The following is a 24,479-nucleotide window of genomic DNA, read 5'->3' on the forward strand; positions in this document are numbered from 1 at the left end:
ACTTGTTGTAGGCACACGGTTTCAGGTTCTATTTCACTCCCCTCCCGGGGTGCTTTTCACCTTTCCCTCACGGTACTGGTTCACTATCGGTCACTAGAGAGTATTTAGCCTTGGGAGATGGTCCTCCCGGATTCCGACGGAATTTCACGTGTTCCGCCGTACTCAGGATACTCATAGGTGTGTGACTAGTTTCGTTTACGGGGCTTTCACCCTCTTTGGCTGACCTTTCCAAGTCAATTCAACTACTACTCACAGCTACCACAGCTGAGTCCTACAACCCCAACAAGCAAGCTTGTTGGTTTGGGCTGTTTCCGTTTCGCTCGCCGCTACTAAGGAAATCGATTTTTCTTTCTCTTCCTGCAGGTACTTAGATGTTTCAGTTCTCTGCGTCTCACCCTCGCTAACCTATGTATTCAGTTAGGAGTAACAGCCTATTAAAGCTGCTGGGTTGCCCCATTCGGAAATCTCTGGATCATAGCTTACGTACAGCTCCCCAAAGCTTATCGGAGTTAGTCCCGTCCTTCATCGTCTTCTAGTGCCAAGGCATCCACCGTGCGCCCTTATTCACTTAACCTTATTTGCTACCACTTACGTGCTAGACTCTTGATTTCTACCAACTAGCGATAGTTAGCTCCATCAATCCTATGTTTTAGCTATTGAACTTTGTTTATTAACTCGTTTCAACGCGGTGTTTTCGGTTTGTTTACATTTTGTTTCAATATCCAGTTTTCAATGAACGAATCATGGTAACTAGGTTACCAATGGAGCCTAGCGGGATCGAACCGCTGACCTCCTGCGTGCAAGGCAGGCGCTCTCCCAGCTGAGCTAAGGCCCCTCTTTAGTTTGAGAGTAAACCTCTCAAAACTGAGCAATGAATAAGTCAACCTGTGTATTCCGTAATATTCCTTAGAAAGGAGGTGATCCAGCCGCACCTTCCGATACGGCTACCTTGTTACGACTTCACCCCAGTTATCTATCCCACCTTAGGCGGCTGGCTCCCGAAGGTTACCTCACCGACTTTGGGTGTTACAAACTCCCGTGGTGTGACGGGCGGTGTGTACAAGGCCCGGGAACGTATTCACCGCGGCGTTCTGATCCGCGATTACTAGCGATTCCGGCTTCATGTAGGCGAGTTGCAGCCTACAATCCGAACTGAGAACAGCTTTAAGAGATTAGCTTGACCTCGCGGTCTCGCGACTCGTTGTACTGTCCATTGTAGCACGTGTGTAGCCCAGGTCATAAGGGGCATGATGATTTGACGTCATCCCCACCTTCCTCCGGTTTGTCACCGGCAGTCTTGCTAGAGTGCCCAACTTAATGATGGCAACTAACAATAAGGGTTGCGCTCGTTGCGGGACTTAACCCAACATCTCACGACACGAGCTGACGACAACCATGCACCACCTGTTACTTTGTCCCCGAAGGGAAAGTTCTATCTCTAGAATGATCAAAGGATGTCAAGACCTGGTAAGGTTCTTCGCGTTGCTTCGAATTAAACCACATGCTCCACCGCTTGTGCGGGCCCCCGTCAATTCCTTTGAGTTTCAGTCTTGCGACCGTACTCCCCAGGCGGAGTGCTTAATGCGTTAGCTGCAGCACTGAAGGGCGGAAACCCTCCAACACTTAGCACTCATCGTTTACGGCGTGGACTACCAGGGTATCTAATCCTGTTTGCTCCCCACGCTTTCGAGCCTCAGCGTCAGTTACAGACCAGAGAGTCGCCTTCGCCACTGGTGTTCCTCCATATATCTACGCATTTCACCGCTACACATGGAATTCCACTCTCCTCTTCTGCACTCAAGTTCCCCAGTTTCCAATGACCTTCCTCGGTTGAGCCGAGGGCTTTCACATCAGACTTAAAGAACCGCCTGCGCTCGCTTTACGCCCAATAAATCCGGACAACGCTTGCCACCTACGTATTACCGCGGCTGCTGGCACGTAGTTAGCCGTGGCTTTCTGGTTAGATACCGTCAAGGCGTGAACAGTTACTCTCACGCTTATTCTTCTCTAACAACAGAGTTTTACGATCCGAAAACCTTCTTCACTCACGCGGCGTTGCTCGGTCAGACTTTCGTCCATTGCCGAAGATTCCCTACTGCTGCCTCCCGTAGGAGTCTGGGCCGTGTCTCAGTCCCAGTGTGGCCGATCACCCTCTCAGGTCGGCTATGCATCACGGTCTTGGTGAGCCATTACCTCACCAACTAACTAATGCAGCGCGGGTCTATCCATCAGCGACACCCGAAAGCGTCTTTCATCATTCGATCATGCGATCAAAAGAGATATGCGGTATTAGCACCTGTTTCCAAGTGTTATCCCCCACTGATGGGCAAGTTACCCACGTGTTACTCACCCGTCCGCCACTCTTTTTCTTTCGGTGGAGCAAGCTCCGGTGAAAGAAAAAGCGTTCGACTTGCATGTATTAGGCACGCCGCCAGCGTTCGTCCTGAGCCAGGATCAAACTCTCAATAAAAGTTTTGATAACATCCGAAGATGTCGCTCATTTATGTTTGCTAGCGAATTACTTCACTAAAATTTAAAAATTGTTGGTTTTGTTTTACACTTTGTAAAACACCCTACACATTTGGTTTGTCTTATTCATTGTTCAGTTTTCAAAGGTCTACTTTTTAAAGTTGTTGTCATTTGTGACAACTTCTAAAGTTTATCATATTTAGTTGACATCGTCAACAACTTTTTTAACTTTTATTACTAATTAAAAATCTGTTCTCTTTTTAGAACTCTTATATATTATCATATTTAGTTTATTAGGTCAACTATTTAAACATTTTTTATTGAATTTCAAAAAGAAAGCATAGAAACTAACTACACTTTCTTTTTGAAATGTTTATTTAAATTAAAAATGCATCGCCTTTTATTTCTCTTACTGATAATAATTCTCTTAAATTAGCTGGCGTTTCCCATAAAAAAGAGTCGCCTAAATCATAAGATACGTTGTTCCCATCCAATTCAAACAAATAAAGAGGTACACTGCGATTGTCTATATTTATACTTGTTAACTCTACTAATTCTACATGATCAAGATTAAGTTTCGCCATATTTTTCAAAAAGTCTAAAATACTTGCTAAACTTGTTTTATCTTCTGATACATTGGTTACTGCAAAATCTAAAACATTATTCTCTTGATGCAACAGAAACAATTGTTTTCCTTCTGTAGTATTAAGCATCACGGTTCCCGCTACAATCTTATTGTACAAAAACTTTCACCTCTTAATTAAATAGTAGATTCCACTTTCAATGAAACAAAAATGATTTCCATAAAATTATATCATGTTTCAAGAAATAAATCATTTGTTGTTTTTCAAAGAATCTAGTGAATCATCTACCCAATGTGCCATTGAAGAATCTAATGTAGAAAATCCAATAGCTAACTTAGGATTAGTAAAGAATTTTTTTCGTTTATTTAAAGCATCTGCTTGATGGCTTTCTAATGCTCTCATAGATAATGAGATTTTATGTGAAAACTCATCGATATCAATCACTTTAACACGAACTTCATCACCAACTGAAACGACTTCTTTAATATTTTTAATGTAGCCATATCGTATTTCAGAGATGTGGATTAAGCCTTGGTTTTGCGCATCTAATGATACAAACGCACCATACGGTTGTAAGCCAGTAATTGTACCAGTTACAACATCTCCTATTTTATACTTCAAAATAAACCCTCCTCTAAGTTTTGGGTTATTCTGAAATTTCGATAGTTTCAATTACCACGTCTTCAACTGGTTTGTCTTGTGCACCAACTGCAACATTAGCAATAGCATCCACAATATCCATACCTTCAATAACATGACCAAATACAGTATGACGCATATCTAACCAAGGTGTTCCACCTTTAGTGTATTCTTCAACAATCTCTTCTGGAAATCCTGCTTGTTTTAATTGACCTAACATTTGTGCTGGCATGTTTTCATTTTGGACAATAAAGAATTGCGAACCGTTTGTGTTAGGTCCAGCATTAGCCATTGATAAAGCACCACGTAAATTGAAAACATTTTGCGAAAATTCATCTTCAAAACTTCCACCATAAATACTTTCACCACCCATACCTGTTCCTGTTGGGTCACCACCTTGGATCATGAAATCTTTAATTACTCGGTGGAAAATAATGCCATCATAATAACCTTGTTTAGCTAAACCAACAAAGTTTGCAACAGTTTTAGGTGCTTCTGTTTCAAATAACTTGATTTTGATATCACCTTTGTTTGTTTTTAATGTAGCCACGGGACCTTGTACTTCTTCTAAGTTTAATTGTAATAACATATCATCACTCCTATCTAATATTCTTTTCTATTGTATCTTATAAATTCATTTCTTGCTAGTTTCTTTACACTATCAAACAAATTAATGTTTATTTTTTGAATTTTTATATATAATAATGGAGTTTATGAGTATTTTTATTTGGAGGTATATAGAATGTCTCAATCAGAGATTTATGATATTACAATTATTGGTGGTGGACCAACAGGGCTTTTTTCGGCATTTTACGCTGGTATGCGTCAAGCTAAGACACTCGTCATTGAGAGTTTACCTCAATTAGGTGGACAACTAGCCATGCTATACCCTGAAAAACACATTTATGATGTCGCTGGTTTCCCTAGCATCACGGCTAAAGAACTCATTGATAATCTCGTGGAACAGAACAAGCGATTCGAGCATGATTACGTGTTAAATGAAACGGTAACCATGATTGAAAAAATAGAAGAAACATGTTTCAAAATCGTGACAAACAAACATGAATACTTTTCCAAAACTATTATTATTACAGCTGGTAACGGTGCCTTTTCTCCAAGAAAAGTCACATTAGACGGGGCTGAAGATTGCGAAGAAATTTCACTACATTACTTTGTTAATGATTTGGAAAAATTCACAGACCAAGACGTAGTGATTACCGGTGGCGGTGATTCCGCTATCGACTGGGCGTTAATGATTGAACCGATTGCTAAAAGTGTTACTTTAGTTCATCGACGTAAAGAATTCCGTGGACATGAACACAGTGTATCTTTATTAAAGCAGTCTAATGTAATCCTAAAAACACCTTTTGTGGTTGATCAACTTCACCATGAAGATGGCAAAATGAAACAGATTACACTGACTAACCCAAAAGAAGGTATTAGCGAAACAATTGAAACCGATCATTTAATCGTCAATTTCGGCTTTAAATCCTCAATTGGTCCTATAAAGAATTGGGCATTAGCACTTAAAGGGAAACAAATTAGTGTTTCTAGCAACATGAGTACGAGTATTCCTGGTATCTTTGCTGCTGGAGATATTTGTTGGTATCCAGGAAAAGTAGAATTAATTGCGACTGGATTAGGCGAAGCGCCTACTGCTGTTAATAACGCGCTACATTTTGCTCACCCGGAACAACGTGTCCAACCAGGGCATAGCACTAGTTTATTCAAAGAATAAGGATTCTTTAAAACAACTCATCTATTAGAAGATTTGATTTTGTTAGATAGAACCGCTATGATTAACATATTAACTAATCAGGAGGACAATTTTTTGACAACAGACATTAATGTTTTAGAAAAAAAAGCACGTGAGTTACTGGCTGAGCGTGGTGTTACAATGGATGATATCGCTGAATTAGTATATTTTTTACAAGCACCTTATGTCGAAAACCTTACATTAGAATTGTGTCTTATGCACATTGAAGCTGTGCTAAAAAAACGTGAGGTTCAAAATACTATTTTGACTGGTATTCAATTAGATTTATTAGCTGAAAAAGGTGGTATGATTGAGCCACTTCAACAAATTGTCGGTGAAGATGAAGGCTTATATGGTATTGATGAAATTCTAGCACTTTCAATCGTGAATGTTTACGGGTCAATTGGTTTTACTAACTATGGCTATATTGATAAAGTAAAGCCTGGTATTCTTGCAAAACTGAATTCACACGATGGCGTCAATGTCCATACGTTTTTAGATGATATTGTTGGGGCGATTGCGGCGGCAGCAGCAAGCCGACTAGCCCATGAAAATGGCGACAAAAAAAACTACGAACTAATTTAAGTTCGTAGTTTTTTTAATTGCTGTTTACTTTTAATCAATAAAAAAAGAACAAATCCTTCAAATAATAAGACGGCTAAAGTAAAACAATGTAGAAAATATTGTTCTGGTAAGGCAATAATCACTGGATCTGTTTGTGGATCAAATAACCAAGCGTCATTATTAAACATTAAGTGATGAAACGCAACGAACACTTGGTCAAATGCTACTAATAAGAAAAAAACTAAAATAATTGGCACTAAGGCCGTAAAAGCCAATGCATGTTTTATTAACCATAGTCTGCCACTTTTCCATAAAGAGCTGACGAAGCTAACAGCTGGTATACCGGTAATAAACATTAGGACATAATTGATTAAAAACAACCGTTTCACTTCATAGAAATGAAATGCACCTGATTCTGATACAGGAAAGTCACTCATTTTTAATTCATTAATCAAGGGATGATTAAGATATTTCATTAATTCATGATAATTGATTAGTAAACGTTCTTTACTCAATCCTGTCTTATCTTCAATTGATAAGTAGCTAATATCCCATGAATAAAGTGGATAGGCATTGATTGTTAACGTAATAGCTAGCGTAAGAATAAACAAAACTAGCAAAAGAAACTGTCCCTTATTTTTTAGTGTCATTAATTGCATTCCAACCGCCCCACTCACTTAAATTATTTAGTGTATACGTTGGTGCTATAGGTAATGAAGACACATCATCTTTTTGAGTGAAGCCTGTCAAAACTAATAATGTATCAATTTGATTATGAATCCCTGCTTGAATATCTGTTTCATAATTATCGCCCACCATGATAACGTCAGACTTTTCTAATCCCATACGCTCAATAGCTCCTTGCATAATGACTGAAGAAGGTTTCCCAATGATGATAGGTTGCTGATTGGTACTTGATATTAAGGAAGCTATGATTGAACCTGCACCAGGTAGTAGGCCTTGTTCTGTTGGAATATTTTTATCTGGGTTAGTGCCAATAAACATCGCCCCATTTTGAATGGCTAAAGTAGCAGTTACTAATTTTTGATAGTTTAATTTTTTATCTAAACCTACCACAACAAAATCTGGATGCTCTTCATCCCAAATAAAACCTGACGACAACAAACCATCCACTAATCCCGACTCGCCGATAACATACACACGATTACCTTTATTTAAAGAGTTCAGATAATCTGCCGTAGCTAATGTTGCAGTGTAGATAGTCTCTTCTTTTACATGAATATCAAAATGTTGTGATAGATTAGTTTGTACATCACGAGGTGTTTTAGTCGTATTGTTAGTAACAAACAAATAAGGAATGTTTCGTTCTTGAAGTTGCTCGATAAATTCTTTTGCTCCTTCAATAGGTTCTTTTCCTTTATAAATAGTTCCATCTAGGTCTAATAAATAACCTTTATACATAATCCACCTATTTCTTGTCATCTTTCTGGCGAATTACAAAGTCACGCTTGCCAGTCTGATTATTCTTTTTTTGATTAGTTGCTTTTGGTTTAGTTGGATTATTAGATGTTTTTTTATTTTTAGGATTAGCTATTTTGTCTTTACCAACTGTCGTTGATTTATTGTTACGTTGATTATTTTTCTTGTTTTTTGGCCGATTACTATTTCTATTATTAGTCTGCTTATTTTTAATAGTTGTATTATTTTTATTGTTTTTAACTTGTTGCTTCACATCTTTCACTTTGCCACGTTTTTCTTTTGTATGCGCGGGAATCGTGTTGATTAACTTATCATCAAGTTTTTCAAGTCGTTCAATGACAAAATAAGCACAACCAAAATTACAATATTCATACAAGTAGTCTTCTAATGTTCCAATTTTTTGGTCGTAACCTACTTTTTTACGGTAATCCTCAAAGAACCCTTTTAAGCGTAACTGTTCAAATCCAATGTCCCCTACAATATAATCATATTTATCTAACACATCACTGTAGCGTTCATTGAGTTGTTCAATGTTAAATCCTTCTTCATAGTTCATTAATAATTTGTATTCACGCTCGTCAATTAGCAAACGATCATGACTAATCATTCTAATACGGGGAATTTCTTCTATTAACTCTTCTTGAATATCCACCATCTCTTCTATCGTTTCAGTCATTGGTGCATCCGTTGTTAGCATCCCCTCTTCTGTTGACGATGCTGATTCATTGACTAACACTTCTTCTTTTTTTTCTGATTCTTCCATATATTCACCTTCTTATTTATCAAAGTTTAAATGTCTTATTAATATATTTTGCTACCACATTGCGTAATAAAGACGGACACAGTGACTCTATTTTTCCAAGTGCGGTTAATTTAGGGAAAAATTTAATAAACGAGTAATGATCCATCATAATTAATTGATACTCTTGTGTTTGATCAATTGATTGATGTTGAATAAAAAATTCATTCTCTACTTTTTGAATATGCTTTGCTTTTAATTCACCAAACACTTTCCCTCTGAATCCCATACCAATAATAGGATAGTCTAATAGATAATCATGTTGACTTTCCATCTCTGTTAGTACGTCAATTAAATCCTTGCCTCTTAAGGTAACCCTAATCATATGCATCGGATGCGGTAATGTTCGGTGCAAGTCATCGCGACTAACTATCCCTTTAGACAAGCCACCTAAAAATAAACCAGTACTTAACAAATAGGCATCTGCCTGAGAAAAATCAGCCATAGCCTCTAGTGCATAATGGATATAGCTATGTTCTGAATAAGCATCTGTTTCCCAACTCACTGGCAAGTGACCTATCGTTTGTTCACTTAATAACTGATGTCCTCTTATCTCGTACGCTTTTATTTCTTCTTGATCCTGAAGCTGTTCAACAAATAATTTAGTTGGATGTGTAATAGCCTTTTTTGAGACTATTTGGTGCTGATCCGATAGCTCTATCACAATTTCTCCAACGTATTGACCAAATTTTCCCGCTGCAGCAAGTAGCGTATCGCCAATTAACTTGCCCTCTTCATATAAATGATGTGTGTGAGACCCTATGATCACATCTATCTGAGGATAATGGATTGCAATATGTTCATCATCTAAATAACCAAGATGTGATAATAGAACAATAACATCTGTTTGTGGTTCTAATTCATCAAGTAATGGCGGTAAAACCTCATCTGGAAAACTCACTTGCCATCCTAGAGGTTCATAACTAAAAGGAAAAGGGGCGGTTAAACCAATGACCCCTATTCTAGTTCCGCTAGGTGTTTCATGAATAGTAAAATTTTTGCACCATGTAGACGCCTGTTGATCAAGACTAGATAAGTTACTGACAACTACTGGGAAATTAGCTTCTTGATACAAATTATCTAATTGTTCTTTTGTATTACCAATTCCTTCATTGTTACCTATCGTTACCGCATCATACGTCACCTGATTCATCAGCGCTATATTTTCTTTGCCATTAGTTGCTTCAGTTAATGGATGAACACGATCACAAAAGTCACCTAAATCAACTGTCACTACAGGATAGTGCTCACTAGCATACGTTTGTTTTTGTTGTAAAAAGCGTCTAATTTTAGGCCAGTTTTCAAAATGAGAATGGAGGTCATTCGTATGTAAAATAGTCACGCGTTCCAAAGAAATCCCTCCTAATAGTATTTAATCTTCTAAATATTTATTTCTAATTTGTGAAATAGTTGCTGCATCAACACCTATACCTTCTAAGACATATTGCTCAACTGTGCCAAAATGTTCTTTAATTTGAGCAAAACTTTCAGCCAAATACTCATATTTAACTTCCATCATAATACGAAACATTTCCAGTTGTTCTTTTGGCATACCTTCACGTGCCATTGTTTCAATCAATTTATTATTCGCTTTTTTTCTTAATTTATTGGTTAATAAGTAATCATGATAGATATCTAATTCTGATACTCCTAACAGGGCAAGAATTAAGGCCGCTCCAAATCCTGTACGGTCTTTTCCAGCAAAGCAGTGGAAAATAAACGGCGTATCTAATGTAGCAACTGTTTCTAAGAACTCTTTATACCCTTCTCGAGCAGAAGGTTCTGTGATAAAGGCACGATAGATGTCTAACATATACTCATCTGGATGTTTTTGACTAGCTTCTTCTTTTAAGTCAGCCATGCCAACAGATTGTTCCATTCCTTTTAAAATATCAATGGCAACTGTTGTAACTCCGTCAAATAATTCATTTGGACGTTCTTCTCGTTCTGATGTACTTCTAAAATCGAAAATAGTTTGAATATGGTAATCTTCTAGAAAAGCTTGGTGATCTTCTTTTGTTAGATGGTTAATCTCACCACTTCTATACATAAGGTGTTGTGTTACTTTTTTATTGTCTAATCCTCGGTAACCACCGATATCTCTAAAATTCGTTAATGATTCTAACATCAAATAATTCCTCCTAAACATCCCGTCAATATGAATTTATTATAGCATACAATCGTTAACCCATTGCATCTTTTCATTCAAACAAAATAAAGAGAGATGACTGTTGTCATCTCTCTAAAAGTTAATTACTTAATCTCCGGTGCGCGTCCTAATTGGGCACTTAACATCCAGATTTTCTTTTCAACAGCTGCTTTAATGCCAATAAAGATATCTTCTGTTACTGCATCATCTTCATCATCAGCTGCCTCGATTCCTTCTTCAGCTAAACCTTGTAAATAGCGATAACCACTTAAGACGGTTTCGACATGATCAGTCATCAATTTATCATATGAACCAATTTCGTCACTAATTTTAGTGTGTTCAGCAAATTCTTTTAATGTTGAGTAAGGTGAACCACCAATAATAATTAAACGTTCCGCAATTTCATCTAACCACTCATTTACTTCATCCATCAATTCATCCATTTTAGGATGCATGGTTAAGAAGCCATTTCCTCTCATGTACCAATGTGTTTGGTGTATAACTGTTGCAAATTGACTTAAGTCAGCGACTGCTTGATTTAATACTTGTTCTCTCTTCATTTATTAATAGCCTCCATCCTTTTATATAATCATTATAATCTGAAATCTCTTACTCCTTTATTTTAACACCTTATTTATAATAATTACAATTAAAAGCCTTTACATTTTATAAAAAATTAAAAAGGCTGTGAGGAATTATCTCCACAGCCTTTCAACTAGCTAAATGATTTTACATATATTTTGCTAAAACTTCTTGTAATTGTTCTTTACGATGAACACCAATTAATTTTTCAACGACTTGATCATCTTTTTTTACAAGTAAAGTAGGAATGCTCATGATCCCAAATGAAGAAGGGACCTCAGGGTTTTCGTCTACATCCATTTTGTAAATTTTTACTTGGCCTTCTAATTCTTCAGCTAATTCATCAATAATTGGTCCTTGAATACGACAAGGTCCACACCAAGGTGCCCAAAAATCAACCAATACTAATCCTTCTTTTGTTTCGTCTGCAAATAAAGCATCTGTTAATTCCATTGCCATTTACTATTCCTCCTACTACTGTGATTGCCCTTATTATATCAAAGCAACCTTTTTTTTAAAATAATTTGAATTGTGAATATTTTATTAATCATTTAAATTCCACAACGGTTGCACCCGTTCCACCCATATTTTGTGGTGCCAAGCCAAAGCTTTTGACACTACGATGAGCTTTTAAGTAGTCCGTTACGGCATTACGAATAGCACCTGTTCCTTTACCATGAACGATGATGACAGAAGAATAACCCGACATTAACGCTTCATCTAAATACATACTTAATTCATGTACGGCATCATCATAACGCATACCTCGAAGGTCTAATTGACTTTCAACACGTTTACGAGAACCGCCCTCAGAATTTTTAACACGTACAATATCGCGTTGAACTGTTTTTTCTGGTTTGACTTTCGTTAAATCACTTTCAGGTAAATTCATTTTTAAAATACCTAGTTGCACTTGCCATTGCCCTTTTCCATTGGTTGAGATTAACGTGCCACGTTGGCCATAAGACTCTACCATGACGTCATCCCCTGGTTTTAATACTTGGGCTTCTTTTACTTTTTGTAAGACTTTGTTCTTTTTCAAATGGGCATCTTCGTGTGACAGATCACCTAAGTCTTTTTGCACTTGAATCAATTCGTGTTCTTTAACATGCGATGTGCCAAGATGTTGTTGCTTTTTACGAATTTCTCTAACAATTTTGTCAGATTCTTCTTTGGCTTCTTCAATAATTTGGTTAGCCGCTTGTTTAGCTTTTAACATTTCTTTTTCACGTTCTTCAAAGAAATAACCGTACGCATTTTTCAAATCCCCTAATAATTTTTCAGAGGCTTCTACTTGTTCACGAACTTCTAGGTATTCTGTTTCTGCCATGTTACGACGTAGCTCTAAATCCGCAATCATTTCATTCAGGTCTTGGCTTTCACCATCTACTAATTGTTGGGCCACATTAATAATACTATCATCTAGTCCTAATCGTCGTGAAATTTCAAAGGCATTACTACGACCTGGCACACCGATTAATAATTTGTAAGTAGGGCTTAACGAATCGACATCAAATTCCATACTTGCGTTAATCGTGCTTGGACGATTGTATCCGTAAACTTTTAATTCAGGATAATGGGTCGTTGCTACAACATACGCTCCTGAAGCCGCTACAGTATCTAGTAACGAAATAGCTAACGCTGCTCCTTCTTGAGGATCTGTTCCTGCCCCTAATTCATCAAATAAAACTAATGAATCTTGATCAATCTTGTCAATAATTGATACTATATTGGTCATATGCGAAGAAAAGGTACTTAAATTTTGTTCAATTGATTGTTCATCACCTATATCAGCAAAAATTTCTTTAAATATCCCAACCGTACTTTCTTCACCTGCAGTAATTGGTAATCCTGATTGTGCCATTAACTGTAATAGCCCTAGGGTTTTTAGCGTAATTGTTTTACCACCTGTATTGGGGCCTGTAATAACAATCGTTTTATACTCATTTCCTATTACGATATCGTTAGCAACAGCAACTTCTTTAGGAATAAACGGATGTCTTGCTTGTTTTAATTCCACATGTCTTTCATCACTGATTCTAGGAATCGTTGCTGTGACTTCTTTAGCAAACGTTGCTTTTGCATTAATAAAATCTAATTGACCAATGACATAAGCATTTTGCATTATTTCTAAGCGATATGGTTCGATTTCATTTGATAATTCTGCTAAAATACGCTCTATTTCATGACGTTCCGCAATTTGTTGTTGTCTTAAACGGTTGTTTAGTTCAACAACTTGCTTAGGCTCCACAAAAATAGTTTGTCCAGAAGCACTTTGATCATGAACAACACCTCCAAAAACGCTTCGATACTCACTCTTAACGGGAATAACATATCGATCATTACGCATTGTAATAATCGCGTCACTTAAATATTTAGCGTTTTTCCCACGAATCAACCCGTCCAATTGCTCTTTAACACTCATCTCCGAGCGACGAATTTGGTGACGAATCGTTCTTAACTCTGGTGAAGCTTCATCTGTTACGCGACCATCTTCCTCAATAGCAGCTCTAATTTTACCTGATAAACTAGGAATACTTTCTAATTTTTCGGCTAACTCATAGACACGTTTTAACGATAATTCACTGGTCGCTAATTCTTCAAAAAATCTTACTAATTCCGACGTGGTATATAGCACTTTTCCAATTTGGGCGATTTCTAAACCATTTAATAACGCACCAATTTCTAATCTTTTTAAATGAGGCCGTATATCTTGTAAATTAGGGACAGGTATGCCACCTTTCATTCGATAAATCGTCATCCCATCTTCTGTTTCATCTAATAATTTCTTCACTACTTGTGATTCCATTTTGGGTTCTAAGCTTTTTACCGCCTCTTCTCCAAAAGCAGTGGTTGTATAACGACTAATTTGTACTTTTATTTTATCAAATTCTAACACACTTAGAATTTTCTTATTCACTTCATTCACTTCCAATCTTTACTTTAGAAAAAGCTGAACGTAACCGTCCAGCTTAACATCCACTAGGCAACATGTGTCCATAGTTCGATAATTTTATTAGAAAAATAAGGAATCTTTTCAATAATTATTTTTGATAGTGGGCTTTGATCAATCATTTGTTGAATGAACCCAAGAGGGACCATCGCTAACAGATTCAATAGACAACTTAGAGTAACTAACGTCACCAACACGGCTAATATACCCCCAAGTATTTTCCCAACATGATGAAACACATCTATAAATATTAATTCATAAAAAAAGAACCCGATAAATCTCACAAGTGCCCATCCCAACAGCATGATAATAAGGAATGAGACGCCTGCATAAAAATAGTGATCCAAATTAAATAATTGCTCGCCTGAATAATACAATAATTTAGAATCTAAGCTTGGTTGTGGATAGGGAACCAATAACTCCAAGCTATCTATCAACTTGACATATTGCTTACTTGCAACTGTAAAAACCGTTAAATAACCGATGGTAAGAACTGCCTGATAAGCTAACCCACGACGAACGCCACGAAACGCAGCAAAGCCGATAATTATTAATAGAAAAAACGATAACATACTAGTCCCATTCACTTTCTTGTTGTATTTTTTCAAGATTGTGTTTATTAATTAACTCCTGAATTTCTGCTAACGATAAATCCTCGTAAGTTAAATTCTCAGACGCCACAATATCTCTTGCTTTTTTATCATAAATTTCAAAACGAGCTAGTCGTCTTTCCAACTCGTCAATCTGTTCAAGCGCTTCTTCCAAATCTTTCATACACTCTTTATTTTGAGTTAAGTTCGTCATTTCCGTTGCTAAGTTATTACATTTTTCTTGTAGATGTAATTGATCTGAAAGGACATTGATTGCTAATAATATCGCAGCTTTATCAAGCGATGTGTCTGGTGAATGTTCTAATATCTGCTTCATCTGGTAATTAGCAAGTCCAACAACCGCATCCATATGGGCTTTGGTCTCAGTTCCAACTATTGTATAATATTCACCATTAATCTCTGCTTTATAACGTGTTTTATTCATTCAGCCTAAACTCCTTTCAGTATTTCATTTAATAGACATTATCTCTTCCATCCATTATAAAATAGTTCTCTTTCATTTACAAACGCTATTCATTGGAATCAAAAGAAAGTATTTGTCTTCTAGCATTTTTTTCGTTACGATTAAAGAAAAAGAAATCGAGGAATCATATGAGCTATTCACTAAAAAATCAATCAGCTTCCCAGATGCAAGCCATTAAAGACTATTACCAAGCGTTTATTCAACCGAAAGCGCCCGCTCATGCACAATTTGTTGCCAAAGCACCAGGTGTGACGATTACTGCCTATCAATCAGGAACTGTTCTCTTCCAAGGTAATAACGCCGAGACGGAAGGTGCTCGTTGGTATAACGGCAGTGCCACTCAAAAGAACTCTTCTATTAATAAAAAAAATTCTAGCGGGTATTTACCAAAAGACTTTGCTACATGGAATGTTGTAGGCAGTGATGAAGTAGGAAATGGTAGCTATTTAGGGCCCGTTGTAGTTTGTGCGACTTATGTAAAAAAAGAACACATGCCGTTGCTTAAAGAATTAGGGGTTAAAGACTCAAAAATGTTAAAAGATAGTGATATCATTCGAATTGCCGAAGATATCAAGCATGTCATTCCATACCAAGAACTCATTGTCACACCAAGCAAATATAACGATATTCAACCGACATACAATGTTAATCGAATGAAAGTCGCATTACATAATCAAGCCATCTATCTGTTATTAAAAAAAATTGCACCTGAACAACCTCAAGGCATACTGATTGACCAATTCACTCCTGAAGGCAATTATCGCAAGTATTTAAGTCAGGAAAAAAATCAAGTTCAGGATAACCTTTACTTTACAACAAAAGGCGAACAATATCATTTATCTGTTGCCGCTGCTTCTATTATCTGTCGTGCTAGTTTTTTAAATGAATTAGCAAAAGCAAGTAAAGAACTAGGCTTTACCGTACCTTCTGGAGCTGGAAAAGCTTCTGATTTAGCAGCAGCGAAAATTTTGAAACGCGGCGGGCTACCCTTATTACGCCAATACGCAAAACTTCACTTTGCCAACACTGAAAAAGCAAAAAAATTAATTAAATAAACCAGACTTTTTTGCTTAACTAAATAACAGAAAAAAGCCTATGAAAAAAATTTTTCATAGGCTTTTTTTATTAGATCCATTGGCGTCAAATCATCTTCTTTTGTTAGTGGGGATGTGGTATTCGTTTTTGACGAACTTGATGGTGTCGTGCTTTCTTCAGGTTTAGAACTTATAGTCTCATCAGTTGTTTGCGAAGGAATGATGTCCTTAGATGACTCTTTACCATTAATTGATTCTTTAGTAGTTTCTTCCTGCTTAGCCTCTACTGGCGTTAAAAACAACTTAGCTTCGTCTTCACGTCGATTAATTAAGCCTGGTGATTTTTCATTACCTGCGTAAACATATCGTTTCATTTCAATAGCAGCTTTCTCCCACTGTTGGTGATTAATGGCTGTCAACAAGTCGGAATCTTTTAATATCTCCGCACCTAAATTAAAGTGAAAACATGCTAGTGCATCATATTGATGTTGCGTCAAAGGAACGATAATCACTTTTTCCATATAGCTCGTATGCTGTTTGATATCTTCTTTAAGCAAGGTAATGGCTTCTTTTTCAGTAATAGTCATCCCTTCAGTTACTCCTTTAGTATGTCCATAACCAATCGTCCAGACACCAATAATATCTTGATAAGCTTGTAGACGAAGACCTTCCCATTTCTTTATCAAATTAATACCGTTAGTTGATAGTTCCATTTAGATTCCCTCATTTCTAAATAAAATAACAATTTCTTTTATACCAACAAGTGTAACAAGAATTAATTGATAAAAAAAATAATTGGCTTACCTCCCCCTCTATCCAATCATCACATTTTCTTTTGGGAATTGGATAGGAATCTCTTTTTGTTGATGTTTTGATAATAAAGAAAACAACACCGTCATAATGCCAACACGACCAATAAACATCAATAAGATAATAACTATTTTTCCTACAAATGTTAAGTTAGGCGTTAAGCCCATCGTTAAACCAACCGTTCCAAAAGCCGAAAAGACCTCAAATGCAATATATTCCATCCCTCTGTCGATCGGTAAATCTTCAGTTACAGAGAGAATTATCATGGCTACGACACACGCCATTAAGGTAATGACAAATAACATTAATGCTTTTACAACGATACTTTCTTTCACACGTCGACCTGCAAATTCGGCATAGGATCGTCCTTTTAATAAGGAACTAATTTGAATTAATAAGACACCAAATGTTGTCGTCTTAAGACCCCCAGCTGTCGATCCTGACGTACCACCTATATACATCAAGACAATGGTCATTAATATTCCTGCCAATGATAATTGCGAATAATCCACTGCATAAAAACCAGCTGTTCTGGCGGTTACACTTAAGAAAAAAGCATTAAGCAGACGAGTAGCTTTATTAGGATTCGTTAATAATCCAGTGTTTGCAGTTTCAGAATAATAAAAAAAGAAAAAACCTCCTACTAACAATGTCACCGTCATGATTAAAGCAATTTTACTGTGTAAACTTAAACGACTACGTTTAAATAAACCGTGAAGATCTTTCCAAACAATAAAACCCAAACCACCAGAAATAATTAAAGCAGAAATAATCAGTATGATATAGGGATTATTTTGAAAAGGCACTAAACTATCGCCAAATAAATCAAAACCTGCATTACAAAAACTTGATACCGCATGAAACAAAGCATACCAACTACCTTTTGCAAAACCAAAGCGTGGAATAAAATCAACCGCTAATAGCAGTGTACCCAGCGTTTGAATAATTAATGCAAGTTTAAGTACGTACAAGGCTAAACTCATTACACCGGACACTTGATCTAAATTAAACGCTTCTTTAATAACAATACGAGTACTTAATTGAATACGTTTTTTTAGAAATGTAAAAAAGACAATTGGCAACATCATAAAGTTCAATCCACCAATTTCAATTAAAACTAAAATCACCGCTTGCCCATAACTATTCCAATGTTGGACTGTATTTAACGTAGTTAGCCCTGTCACGCACGTAGCTGATGTTGCAGTAAATAACGCATCAATAAAAGGCGTTGCTTGATTTGAACGAGAAAAGAATGGTAGTGTCAGCAAATTAGCCCCTACTAAAATAACTCCTACAAAACCTAACGCTAAAATACTAGCTGCTCCCAATCTTGGAAGGCTTTTTCTTCGTTTGTTTCTCCCTTTGATATTCATCGTTCACCTCTTCAGAAAAACACTGCTGTCGTTAATCAGCAGTGTTTGTTTTATTCTTTATTTTTATCAAACGGGTAATTTCTGCCCGTTCATTTTCTTCTAATTTCATTTGGATATGCTGAATCGTATCTTCTAACTGGGGAATCGTCATATATTCCAATGCATTTACCCGTCTTCTCGTTTTTTCTATTTCATCTGCCATCAATTGACACGTTTTTTCTATTTCTGTTAGTTCAGCTAATGATGGAAGAAACTTATAAAATTTTTCAATTGAAGCGTCAAGGTCAGCATTAGAATTCAGATAACCATAATCCAATGCCTCTTCATCAAACGCATCTGGATAAGAAAAATTCATGATAGGGACTGTCACACTCATAATATTTTTTTCAACAATATCAACCGTAATATCATCGGTAGGTAGTAAAAATAATTCTTCGATAAAATTTTCATTAATCGCTACATTGGCTAACATAAAACTTTCCATTGCTTGCTGCATGATGACTTCTAACTTATCCCGTAGTTGATGATTTTGTTTAATTAACAAGATGAATTGACGCATCAATTCATCTTGTTTATCTTTTAATAGCTTATGTCCTCGCGTTGCGGTTGTCAATTGCTTTTTTAAGCGTGATAACTCCATTCGAGTTGGATTGACATTCATAATCGCCATGCTTACACATCCTTTTTAGGTAAATATTCGTCTAACATATCATCTTTTATACGTTTTAACTCTGGTCGAGGTAACATAGAAAGTAGCTTCCATCCCAGATCAAGTGTTTCAGTAATTGAGCGATTCGTTTCAAATCCTTGATTAATGTATTCTTTTTCAAAACGCTCAGCAAATGTTGCATAAATTTTATCAACCTCTGATAGCGCCGCATCTCCTAAAATAACTGCCAACTCTTTAGCCTTTTTCCCTTGTGCATAGGCAGCAAACAATTGGTTCATGGTAGCCGCATGATCCTTACGAGTTTTTCCTTCTCCAGTTCCTTTATCCTTTAATCGAGAAAGTGACGGCAATACATCAATAGGTGGTTGATAGCCTTTTTTATCGAGTTCACGAGATAAAATTATTTGGCCTTCTGTAATATAACCTGTTAAATCAGGAATTGGATGTGTTTTATCATCTTCAGGCATGGATAAAATCGGTATTTGAGTAACTGATCCTTCAATCCCCTTAATTCGCCCTGCTCGCTCATAAAGTGTCGCTAAGTTAGTATACAAATAACCTGGATAACCGCGTCGACCTGGCACTTCTCTTCGTGCTGCTGAAATCTCACGCAACGCTTCACAATAATTGGTCATATCTGTCATAATAACCAATACATGCATGCCTTTTTCGTAAGCTAAATATTCAGCTGCTGTTAATGCCATACGTGGTGTTGCAATCCGTTCAATCGCTGGATCATTCGCTAAATTCATAAATACGACAGAACGATCAATCGCTCCTGTTTGGCGAAAATTCTCCATAAAAAAATCTGCTTCTTCAAACGTAATCCCTATGCCAGCAAATACTACGGCAAAATCATCTTGAGTATTTAAAACCGCTGCTTGGCGAGCAATTTGTGCTGCTAGTTCTTTGTGCGGCAATCCCGAACCAGAAAATACCGGCAATTTTTGTCCACGAACTAGTGTATTTAAATGATCGATAGAAGAAATACCAGTTTGAATAAATTCATCTGGATAATCTCGTGCCATGGGATTGATAACTTCACCGTTAATATCCATCATTTTTTCGGGTAAAATATCTGGACCATTATCTTTAGGTCGACCTAATCCATCAAAAACACGACCAATCATATCTTCTGATACAGATAGCTCTAATGAATGACCTAAAAAGCGAACAGAAGAATCTTTCATATTGATACCTGCCGTCCCTTCAAATACTTGGACTAACGCCTTATCTTCATGAATTTCTAACACTTGACCACGTCTCATCTCACCATTTTGCATGCGAATATCAATCAGTTCTTCATACTTTACGCCTTCCACGCGATCAACTGCCATCAAAGGTCCTACTACTTCGTTTATCGTACGATATTCTTTAATCATTTGTCATCCCTCCTTCGGCTACAATCTCACGCATTGTAGTATAAATTTCTGCTTTCATTTCATCTAATTTATTTATTTCTGATTCAGGTAGATACTTACTTCTAGCAAGTTTATCTCGAAGGGTGACACTTCCTTTCATAATTTCAGAGAAATAAGCATTTAATTCAATAGCTTTTTGTCCTTCACGACCAAACAATAGAATATTTCGCAGCATCTTGAATTGCTTTTCACGAGAAGTAAATGTATCGATTTCATCAAATGCATTTTGTTGTAAATAGTCTTCTCGAATCGATCGAGTAACTTGCAGTGTTAATTTATCTTTATCCGATAAAGCATCGATACCAACTAAGCGGACAATTTCATTCAACTGTGATTCTTCTTGTAATAATGCCATTGCTTCTGTCACTAAACCTGACCAATCTTCTTGTAATGATTGATCCATATATTTACCAATCATCTCTAGATAAAGCGAATAACTTTGTAGCCAATCAATTGATGGGAAATGTCGTTGTTGTGCCAATGTTGACTCTAATCCCCAGAAGACTTTTACTACACGTAACGTATTTTGGGTAACCGGTTCTGAAACATCTCCGCCAGAAGGGGATACCGCTGAGATAGCCGTTACACTTCCTTCTCGTTCATCTGAACCAAGGACACTAACACGACCAGCACGTTCGTAATATTCAGCTAAACGTGACCCTAAATAAGCTGGATATCCTTCGTCGCCAGGCATTTCTTCCAAACGCCCACTCATTTCACGTAATGCTTCAGCCCAACGAGACGTTGAATCTGCCATTATCGCTACATTGTATCCCATATCACGGAAATATTCAGCTATGGTAATGCCTGTGTAAATAGACGCTTCACGTGCAGCTACTGGCATATTGGAGGTATTAGCAATTAAAATAGTTCGTTCCATAAGTGACTCACCCGTATTTGGATCAATCAATTCTGGGAATTCATTTAAGACATCTGTCATTTCATTGCCTCGTTCACCACAGCCGACGTATACGACAATATCGACATCTGCCCATTTGGCTATTTGATGTTGTACAACCGTTTTTCCAGCGCCAAATGGTCCTGGAACAGCCGCAGCCCCACCTTTGGTTACGGGGAAAAATGTGTCAATCACACGTTGTCCTGTAATCATTGGTTGATCTGGATTTAACTTTTCTTTAACTGGGCGACCTCTTCTAACTGGCCATTTTTGTAACATGGTAAGTGTCTTTTCCTCACCGTTTGATGTTTCAATGATACAAATGACTTCGTCAATCGTATAATCTCCAGACTTAATGGTTTTAATTATTCCTTCCACACCAAATGGGACCATAATTTTATGGTTCACACTTTTAGTTTCAGCAACATTGCCTAGAATATCACCTGTCGTTACATACGTTCCTATTGATGTCGTCGCTATAAATGACCATTTTTTTTCATGGTTTAGTGAAGGGACTTTTACACCACGACCTAAAAAATTACTACCTGTTACTTCCATAAATGTATCGAGTGGTCGCTGAATGCCATCAAACATCTGTGACATAATTCCTGGTGCTAATTCAACTGATAATGCTTCACCTGTAGCTTCTACTGGTTCACCTGGTCCGATGCCTGATGTTTCCTCATATACCTGAATACTCGCCACATCTCCACGCATTTCAATAATTTCTCCGATAACACCTAGGTCCCCGACATAACAAATATCTTGAATGCTAGCATGTGACATGTTTTCAGCCATAATTAATGGTCCTGAAACTTTTATAATTCTTCCTTTTTGCAAGTTTGACCTCTCCTGTTCTATAAAATATTTTGACCAACGGCTCGTTCAACATTTTGTTGAATATTTTGCTTTCCAATTCCTAATGAGCCTTTGTGATTAGGAATTAAAATAATGGTTGGAGTGAGTTGATTGTCAAAACGCCTAATTGTTTCTGGCACCAAAGAAGCAAACGCTTCTGTGACGTATATAATACCGTACTTATCTTTTGCCATACGCTCAATAGAACGCCTTGTTGCTGCGCCATCTTTAACAACTTCCACTTCAAAACCAAACAATTTAAAAGGTAAGACAGCATTTTTATCCCCAATCACACCTATTTTATAAGTCATAAACGCGCCTCATCCTTTCTCTAATTTGTTGATTAGTAAAACCATTTTTCTTTCCTACTACCAAAGTTCTCAGGTTTTTAATTTCTATTTCCTTAGCGTTCAATAAAGCCAGTAACGGTAATGGACCAAACGCCTGTGTTTGTGCCCCTCATAGTGCTCAGTAAGAAAGTCATCTTTGAGCTTTCCTAGTTGAACAAAATCAATGTGATTTTGTTCTAAAGCAGGTGATAAAACTTGGGCATACTCTGATTGTTGTAAAAAGGTAATAAATGACTCATAACCATCTTTAACATAGGATAAGAATGTTTCTTTTGATATCGAACCTTGGCTTGATAATACACCTGTCATAAAATTTTGACTTCTTTTTTGTAAAATACCACGAGCCATTGTTTCAATATTGGTTAGATCAATAAAACTAATAATCTCATCAAGTAATTCTGAATAGCCTAATGTCTCTCCTAATTCTCTTTGAGTTCGTAAGAAATAACGATCATAAATAACATCAATTCCTTGAAGTACCTTTGATTCTTCTAAATGTAGTAACACCTCATGAATACTTTCTATCACGCTATCTGGCAATTGTGTTGAAATACCCGTTTGAATCGCTCGTTTAAGTGTCTCAATTGAATAAAAGCCATCATAAATACACCATTCATCTAGCTCTTTTCCTAGCATTTTAGCTTTTGTTAAAACTTTTAGATTATGAAATGTATAACGCATAGTATAGATCCAGATAACTTCCTTCTCAGGTGCTATTTCAATAATTTCTTTATATTCATTTTCAATTTCTTTATTTAAATTTTGCTCAAAATCATGCTCAAATCCAGGGTAGATATAATCGGCATAATGAGTTTCTTTTAATAACGTAGCTAGCTGTTCCATTGTCCCTGTTTCGATCATTCGCTCAAATTCAGCCGTTGAGATCAGTTCTAATTCTTTGATGCGGACTAATGGATTAACCTCGTGATAAGTTGGTTGACTCATGGTTTCCACACCTCCTTAATCAAATAATCGTTTGGCTAATTCAACACCCATATGTGTTTGAAGTTCTTTTACTAAATTTTCAAACACAAAATTATACTGAATGCCATTATCATGTAAAATAAATCCAGCCTGTTTAGGAAGAAGTTCGTCTAATAAAGTCATTTGCTTATTGTAGAGATGATTCATCTCTTCTACCCATTCGGCTGTTAAGCCATCACGTGATAGTTCACCTACCTGTATCGTTAACGGAGTAGCCAGCTCAATTTTTTCTAACAAATGTTCAGAAAATTTTTGCATATCCTCTTTAGGCCAATGATTCATCTCATCAACAGCATCTTTAAAAAATTTTGTTAACACACGTTGTTTTTCGTGAAGAGCTGCTTGTCTAAAGGTCACTTGTTGACGATCACGTTGTTGTTTGTATTTTTTTTCAATCTCTTTTATTTGTTTCTGTAATAGTGCCTCATGTTCATTATTAATGTGCGTTTGTTCCTGAATAAACGCCATATCAATCTCCGCTAATCTTTCTTTTTTTAGTGCTTCTCGCTCACTTATTGCTTGTTCATTCATGCGAGTTATCATATTTTCTATTGCATCCATAGGTCCTAGCCCCCTTATAATGGTTTAAGCATTTAGAACAAGTAAGAACGAAATAACAAATCCTAAAATGGCATATGTTTCAACCATCGCTGCATAAATAATCCCTTTCGTTGCATGCTCAGGTTTTTTAGCTAAAATTTGAATACCTGAAGAAGCCACGCGTCCCTGTGCTATCCCTGAAAATAACCCTGTAAAAGCAATTGGTAAAGCGGCACCTAACAACATCAATCCTTGTTGTAACGGCATACTTGCATCCATATTAATAAAAATTAAGAACGCAATCACAAACCCATACAACCCTTGTGTTCCAGGTAATAATTCTAAGATTAAAGCTTGACCAAACTTTTCTGGTTGAGTCGTTGTAAGAGCTGCTGCTGCTTCACCTGTCATCCCTACCCCTTTAGCTGAACCAATCCCAGAAAAAATTGTTGCCACTGCCATTCCTAAAACCGCAAAAATCATCCCACCATTATTATTAATCAAAAAATCCATCATATACTTATTCTCCTAT

General features: G+C 36.7%; 24 protein-coding genes, 1 tRNA gene, 2 rRNA genes and 1 pseudogene (1 of these 28 running past the window's edge). 3 read left to right on the forward strand and 25 right to left on the reverse strand.

The genetic code is table 11. The features are described 5' to 3' along the window. The 6 genes from E4Z98_RS06595 to E4Z98_RS06620 form a co-directional block, all read right to left on the reverse strand. Positions 1 to 574: ribosomal RNA gene (locus tag E4Z98_RS06595) — 23S ribosomal RNA — on the reverse strand (it extends 2,343 nt beyond the left edge of the window). Between the two features lie 188 nt (positions 575 to 762). Next, positions 763 to 835 (reverse strand) — tRNA-Ala (locus tag E4Z98_RS06600). A 75-nt stretch (positions 836 to 910) separates the two neighbouring features. Next, positions 911 to 2,470: ribosomal RNA gene (locus E4Z98_RS06605) — 16S ribosomal RNA — on the reverse strand. The 16S and 23S rRNA genes sit together here with 1 tRNA gene alongside, the layout of an rRNA operon. A 376-nt stretch (positions 2,471 to 2,846) precedes the next feature. Further along, positions 2,847 to 3,212: a hypothetical protein gene (locus tag E4Z98_RS06610; protein ID WP_135254631.1), complete on the reverse strand. Its 366-nt coding sequence runs from the start codon at positions 3,210 to 3,212 to the stop codon at positions 2,847 to 2,849. 90 nt (positions 3,213 to 3,302) lie between these two features. Continuing rightward, positions 3,303 to 3,674, reverse strand: coding sequence for a CvfD/Ygs/GSP13 family RNA-binding post-transcriptional regulator (locus E4Z98_RS06615; protein WP_135254630.1), 372 nt, complete (start codon positions 3,672 to 3,674; stop codon positions 3,303 to 3,305). Between the two features lie 25 nt (positions 3,675 to 3,699). Continuing rightward, positions 3,700 to 4,281: a peptidylprolyl isomerase gene (locus tag E4Z98_RS06620; protein ID WP_135254629.1), complete on the reverse strand. Its 582-nt coding sequence runs from the start codon at positions 4,279 to 4,281 to the stop codon at positions 3,700 to 3,702. A 153-nt stretch (positions 4,282 to 4,434) separates the two neighbouring features. Between E4Z98_RS06620 and E4Z98_RS06625 the strand changes: the two genes are divergently transcribed. Both E4Z98_RS06625 and E4Z98_RS06630 read left to right on the forward strand, forming a co-directional pair. After that, positions 4,435 to 5,430, forward strand: a complete 996-nt coding sequence (locus E4Z98_RS06625) for an NAD(P)/FAD-dependent oxidoreductase (RefSeq protein WP_135254628.1) — start codon at positions 4,435 to 4,437, stop codon at positions 5,428 to 5,430. Between the two features lie 57 nt (positions 5,431 to 5,487). Beyond that, positions 5,488 to 6,033 carry a phosphatidylglycerophosphatase A family protein gene (locus E4Z98_RS06630; protein WP_135254639.1) on the forward strand — a complete coding sequence of 182 codons (546 nt, stop codon included), beginning with the start codon at positions 5,488 to 5,490 and terminating at the stop codon, positions 6,031 to 6,033. Here E4Z98_RS06630 and E4Z98_RS06635 read toward each other — a convergent pair. The 10 genes from E4Z98_RS06635 to zapA all read right to left on the reverse strand — a co-directional run bounded on the left by E4Z98_RS06635 (position 6,030) and on the right by zapA (position 14,970). Continuing rightward, positions 6,030 to 6,671 carry a TIGR01906 family membrane protein gene (locus E4Z98_RS06635; protein ID WP_135254627.1) on the reverse strand — a complete coding sequence of 214 codons (642 nt, stop codon included), beginning with the start codon at positions 6,669 to 6,671 and terminating at the stop codon, positions 6,030 to 6,032. The two genes, E4Z98_RS06630 and E4Z98_RS06635, sit on opposite strands and share 4 nt — an antisense overlap. Continuing rightward, on the reverse strand, positions 6,646 to 7,434 hold the full coding sequence (locus E4Z98_RS06640; RefSeq protein ID WP_425330213.1) for a TIGR01457 family HAD-type hydrolase: 789 nt from the start codon (positions 7,432 to 7,434) through the stop codon (positions 6,646 to 6,648). The genes E4Z98_RS06635 and E4Z98_RS06640 overlap by 26 nt, the downstream gene beginning before the upstream one ends. A 7-nt stretch (positions 7,435 to 7,441) precedes the next feature. Continuing rightward, on the reverse strand, positions 7,442 to 8,215 hold the full coding sequence (locus E4Z98_RS06645; protein WP_135254626.1) for a YutD family protein: 774 nt from the start codon (positions 8,213 to 8,215) through the stop codon (positions 7,442 to 7,444). A gap of 19 nt (positions 8,216 to 8,234) precedes the next feature. After that, positions 8,235 to 9,593 (reverse strand): bifunctional metallophosphatase/5'-nucleotidase, encoded by a 1,359-nt coding sequence (locus tag E4Z98_RS06650; protein WP_241856754.1) that lies wholly within the window; start codon positions 9,591 to 9,593, stop codon positions 8,235 to 8,237. Between the two features lie 30 nt (positions 9,594 to 9,623). Then, the gene (locus E4Z98_RS06655; protein ID WP_167790924.1) at positions 9,624 to 10,379 is read right to left on the reverse strand and encodes a tyrosine-protein phosphatase; all 756 of its coding nucleotides are present in this window, start codon (positions 10,377 to 10,379) and stop codon (positions 9,624 to 9,626) included. 125 nt (positions 10,380 to 10,504) lie between these two features. Then, entirely contained in the window at positions 10,505 to 10,960 is a 456-nt protein-coding gene (locus tag E4Z98_RS06660) for a Dps family protein (protein ID WP_135254623.1), read from the reverse strand. A gap of 169 nt (positions 10,961 to 11,129) precedes the next feature. After that, the gene (trxA, locus tag E4Z98_RS06665) at positions 11,130 to 11,441 is read right to left on the reverse strand and encodes a thioredoxin (RefSeq protein WP_135254622.1); all 312 of its coding nucleotides are present in this window, start codon (positions 11,439 to 11,441) and stop codon (positions 11,130 to 11,132) included. Between the two features lie 88 nt (positions 11,442 to 11,529). Next, positions 11,530 to 13,902 (reverse strand): endonuclease MutS2, encoded by a 2,373-nt coding sequence (locus tag E4Z98_RS06670; RefSeq protein ID WP_135254621.1) that lies wholly within the window; start codon positions 13,900 to 13,902, stop codon positions 11,530 to 11,532. A gap of 62 nt (positions 13,903 to 13,964) precedes the next feature. Next, on the reverse strand, positions 13,965 to 14,507 hold the full coding sequence (locus E4Z98_RS06675) for a CvpA family protein (protein WP_135254620.1): 543 nt from the start codon (positions 14,505 to 14,507) through the stop codon (positions 13,965 to 13,967). Between the two features lies 1 nt (position 14,508). Beyond that, the gene (zapA, locus tag E4Z98_RS06680) at positions 14,509 to 14,970 is read right to left on the reverse strand and encodes a cell division protein ZapA (RefSeq protein WP_135254619.1); all 462 of its coding nucleotides are present in this window, start codon (positions 14,968 to 14,970) and stop codon (positions 14,509 to 14,511) included. Between the two features lie 167 nt (positions 14,971 to 15,137). On the opposite strand from zapA, the gene rnhC reads away from it, so the two are divergent. Next, a complete protein-coding gene (gene rnhC, locus E4Z98_RS06685) occupies positions 15,138 to 16,064 on the forward strand; it encodes a ribonuclease HIII (RefSeq protein ID WP_135254618.1) in 927 nt (308 codons plus the stop codon). Between the two features lie 38 nt (positions 16,065 to 16,102). Here rnhC and E4Z98_RS06690 read toward each other — a convergent pair whose 3' ends face one another. The 9 genes and pseudogenes from E4Z98_RS06690 to E4Z98_RS06730 all read right to left on the reverse strand — a co-directional run bounded on the left by E4Z98_RS06690 (position 16,103) and on the right by E4Z98_RS06730 (position 24,463). Further along, complete coding sequence (locus tag E4Z98_RS06690) at positions 16,103 to 16,756, reverse strand: lysozyme (protein WP_135254617.1); 654 nt, start codon at positions 16,754 to 16,756, stop codon at positions 16,103 to 16,105. A 99-nt stretch (positions 16,757 to 16,855) separates the two neighbouring features. Continuing rightward, a complete protein-coding gene (locus E4Z98_RS06695) occupies positions 16,856 to 18,226 on the reverse strand; it encodes a TrkH family potassium uptake protein (RefSeq protein ID WP_135254616.1) in 1,371 nt (456 codons plus the stop codon). Positions 18,227 to 18,257: 31 nt separating this feature from the next. After that, positions 18,258 to 18,896, reverse strand: a complete 639-nt coding sequence (locus E4Z98_RS06700) for a V-type ATP synthase subunit D (RefSeq protein ID WP_135254615.1) — start codon at positions 18,894 to 18,896, stop codon at positions 18,258 to 18,260. Positions 18,897 to 18,898: 2 nt separating this feature from the next. Beyond that, positions 18,899 to 20,278 carry a V-type ATP synthase subunit B gene (locus E4Z98_RS06705; protein ID WP_135254614.1) on the reverse strand — a complete coding sequence of 460 codons (1,380 nt, stop codon included), beginning with the start codon at positions 20,276 to 20,278 and terminating at the stop codon, positions 18,899 to 18,901. After that, positions 20,271 to 22,055 (reverse strand): V-type ATP synthase subunit A, encoded by a 1,785-nt coding sequence (locus E4Z98_RS06710; RefSeq protein ID WP_135254613.1) that lies wholly within the window; start codon positions 22,053 to 22,055, stop codon positions 20,271 to 20,273. The genes E4Z98_RS06705 and E4Z98_RS06710 overlap by 8 nt, the downstream gene beginning before the upstream one ends. A gap of 17 nt (positions 22,056 to 22,072) precedes the next feature. Further along, positions 22,073 to 22,384 carry a V-type ATP synthase subunit F gene (locus tag E4Z98_RS06715; protein ID WP_135254612.1) on the reverse strand — a complete coding sequence of 104 codons (312 nt, stop codon included), beginning with the start codon at positions 22,382 to 22,384 and terminating at the stop codon, positions 22,073 to 22,075. Beyond that, a pseudogene (locus tag E4Z98_RS06720) lies at positions 22,374 to 23,368 on the reverse strand (V-type ATPase subunit). The gene E4Z98_RS06715 and the pseudogene E4Z98_RS06720 overlap by 11 nt, the downstream one beginning before the upstream one ends. Before the next feature lie 15 nt (positions 23,369 to 23,383). Beyond that, positions 23,384 to 23,968, reverse strand: coding sequence for an ATPase V (locus tag E4Z98_RS06725; RefSeq protein WP_135254610.1), 585 nt, complete (start codon positions 23,966 to 23,968; stop codon positions 23,384 to 23,386). 24 nt (positions 23,969 to 23,992) lie between these two features. Next, complete coding sequence (locus tag E4Z98_RS06730) at positions 23,993 to 24,463, reverse strand: V-type ATP synthase subunit K (RefSeq protein ID WP_135254609.1); 471 nt, start codon at positions 24,461 to 24,463, stop codon at positions 23,993 to 23,995. Between the last annotated feature and the right edge of the window lie 16 nt (positions 24,464 to 24,479).

The organism is Vagococcus xieshaowenii (assembly GCF_004792515.1).
GTDB lineage: Bacteria > Bacillota > Bacilli > Lactobacillales > Vagococcaceae > Vagococcus_A > Vagococcus_A xieshaowenii.

Excerpts from the sequence above, each read along its gene's own strand:
- E4Z98_RS06620 (WP_135254629.1), bottom strand. The coding sequence starts at position 4,281 with ATGTTATTACAATTAAACTTAGAAGAAGTACAAGGTCCCGTGGCTACA.
- E4Z98_RS06625 (WP_135254628.1), top strand. The coding sequence starts at position 4,435 with ATGTCTCAATCAGAGATTTATGATATTACAATTATTGGTGGTGGACCA.
- E4Z98_RS06630 (WP_135254639.1), top strand. The coding sequence starts at position 5,488 with ATGATTAACATATTAACTAATCAGGAGGACAATTTTTTGACAACAGAC.
- E4Z98_RS06635 (WP_135254627.1), bottom strand. The coding sequence starts at position 6,671 with ATGCAATTAATGACACTAAAAAATAAGGGACAGTTTCTTTTGCTAGTT.
- E4Z98_RS06640 (WP_425330213.1), bottom strand. The coding sequence starts at position 7,434 with ATGTATAAAGGTTATTTATTAGACCTAGATGGAACTATTTATAAAGGA.
- E4Z98_RS06645 (WP_135254626.1), bottom strand. The coding sequence starts at position 8,215 with ATGGAAGAATCAGAAAAAAAAGAAGAAGTGTTAGTCAATGAATCAGCA.
- E4Z98_RS06655 (WP_167790924.1), bottom strand. The coding sequence starts at position 10,379 with ATGTTAGAATCATTAACGAATTTTAGAGATATCGGTGGTTACCGAGGA.
- E4Z98_RS06660 (WP_135254623.1), bottom strand. The coding sequence starts at position 10,960 with ATGAAGAGAGAACAAGTATTAAATCAAGCAGTCGCTGACTTAAGTCAA.
- trxA (WP_135254622.1), bottom strand. The coding sequence starts at position 11,441 with ATGGCAATGGAATTAACAGATGCTTTATTTGCAGACGAAACAAAAGAA.
- E4Z98_RS06675 (WP_135254620.1), bottom strand. The coding sequence starts at position 14,507 with ATGTTATCGTTTTTTCTATTAATAATTATCGGCTTTGCTGCGTTTCGT.
- zapA (WP_135254619.1), bottom strand. The coding sequence starts at position 14,970 with ATGAATAAAACACGTTATAAAGCAGAGATTAATGGTGAATATTATACA.
- rnhC (WP_135254618.1), top strand. The coding sequence starts at position 15,138 with ATGAGCTATTCACTAAAAAATCAATCAGCTTCCCAGATGCAAGCCATT.
- E4Z98_RS06690 (WP_135254617.1), bottom strand. The coding sequence starts at position 16,756 with ATGGAACTATCAACTAACGGTATTAATTTGATAAAGAAATGGGAAGGT.
- E4Z98_RS06695 (WP_135254616.1), bottom strand. The coding sequence starts at position 18,226 with ATGAATATCAAAGGGAGAAACAAACGAAGAAAAAGCCTTCCAAGATTG.
- E4Z98_RS06700 (WP_135254615.1), bottom strand. The coding sequence starts at position 18,896 with ATGGCGATTATGAATGTCAATCCAACTCGAATGGAGTTATCACGCTTA.
- E4Z98_RS06705 (WP_135254614.1), bottom strand. The coding sequence starts at position 20,278 with ATGATTAAAGAATATCGTACGATAAACGAAGTAGTAGGACCTTTGATG.
- E4Z98_RS06715 (WP_135254612.1), bottom strand. The coding sequence starts at position 22,384 with ATGACTTATAAAATAGGTGTGATTGGGGATAAAAATGCTGTCTTACCT.
- E4Z98_RS06725 (WP_135254610.1), bottom strand. The coding sequence starts at position 23,968 with ATGGATGCAATAGAAAATATGATAACTCGCATGAATGAACAAGCAATA.
- E4Z98_RS06730 (WP_135254609.1), bottom strand. The coding sequence starts at position 24,463 with ATGATGGATTTTTTGATTAATAATAATGGTGGGATGATTTTTGCGGTT.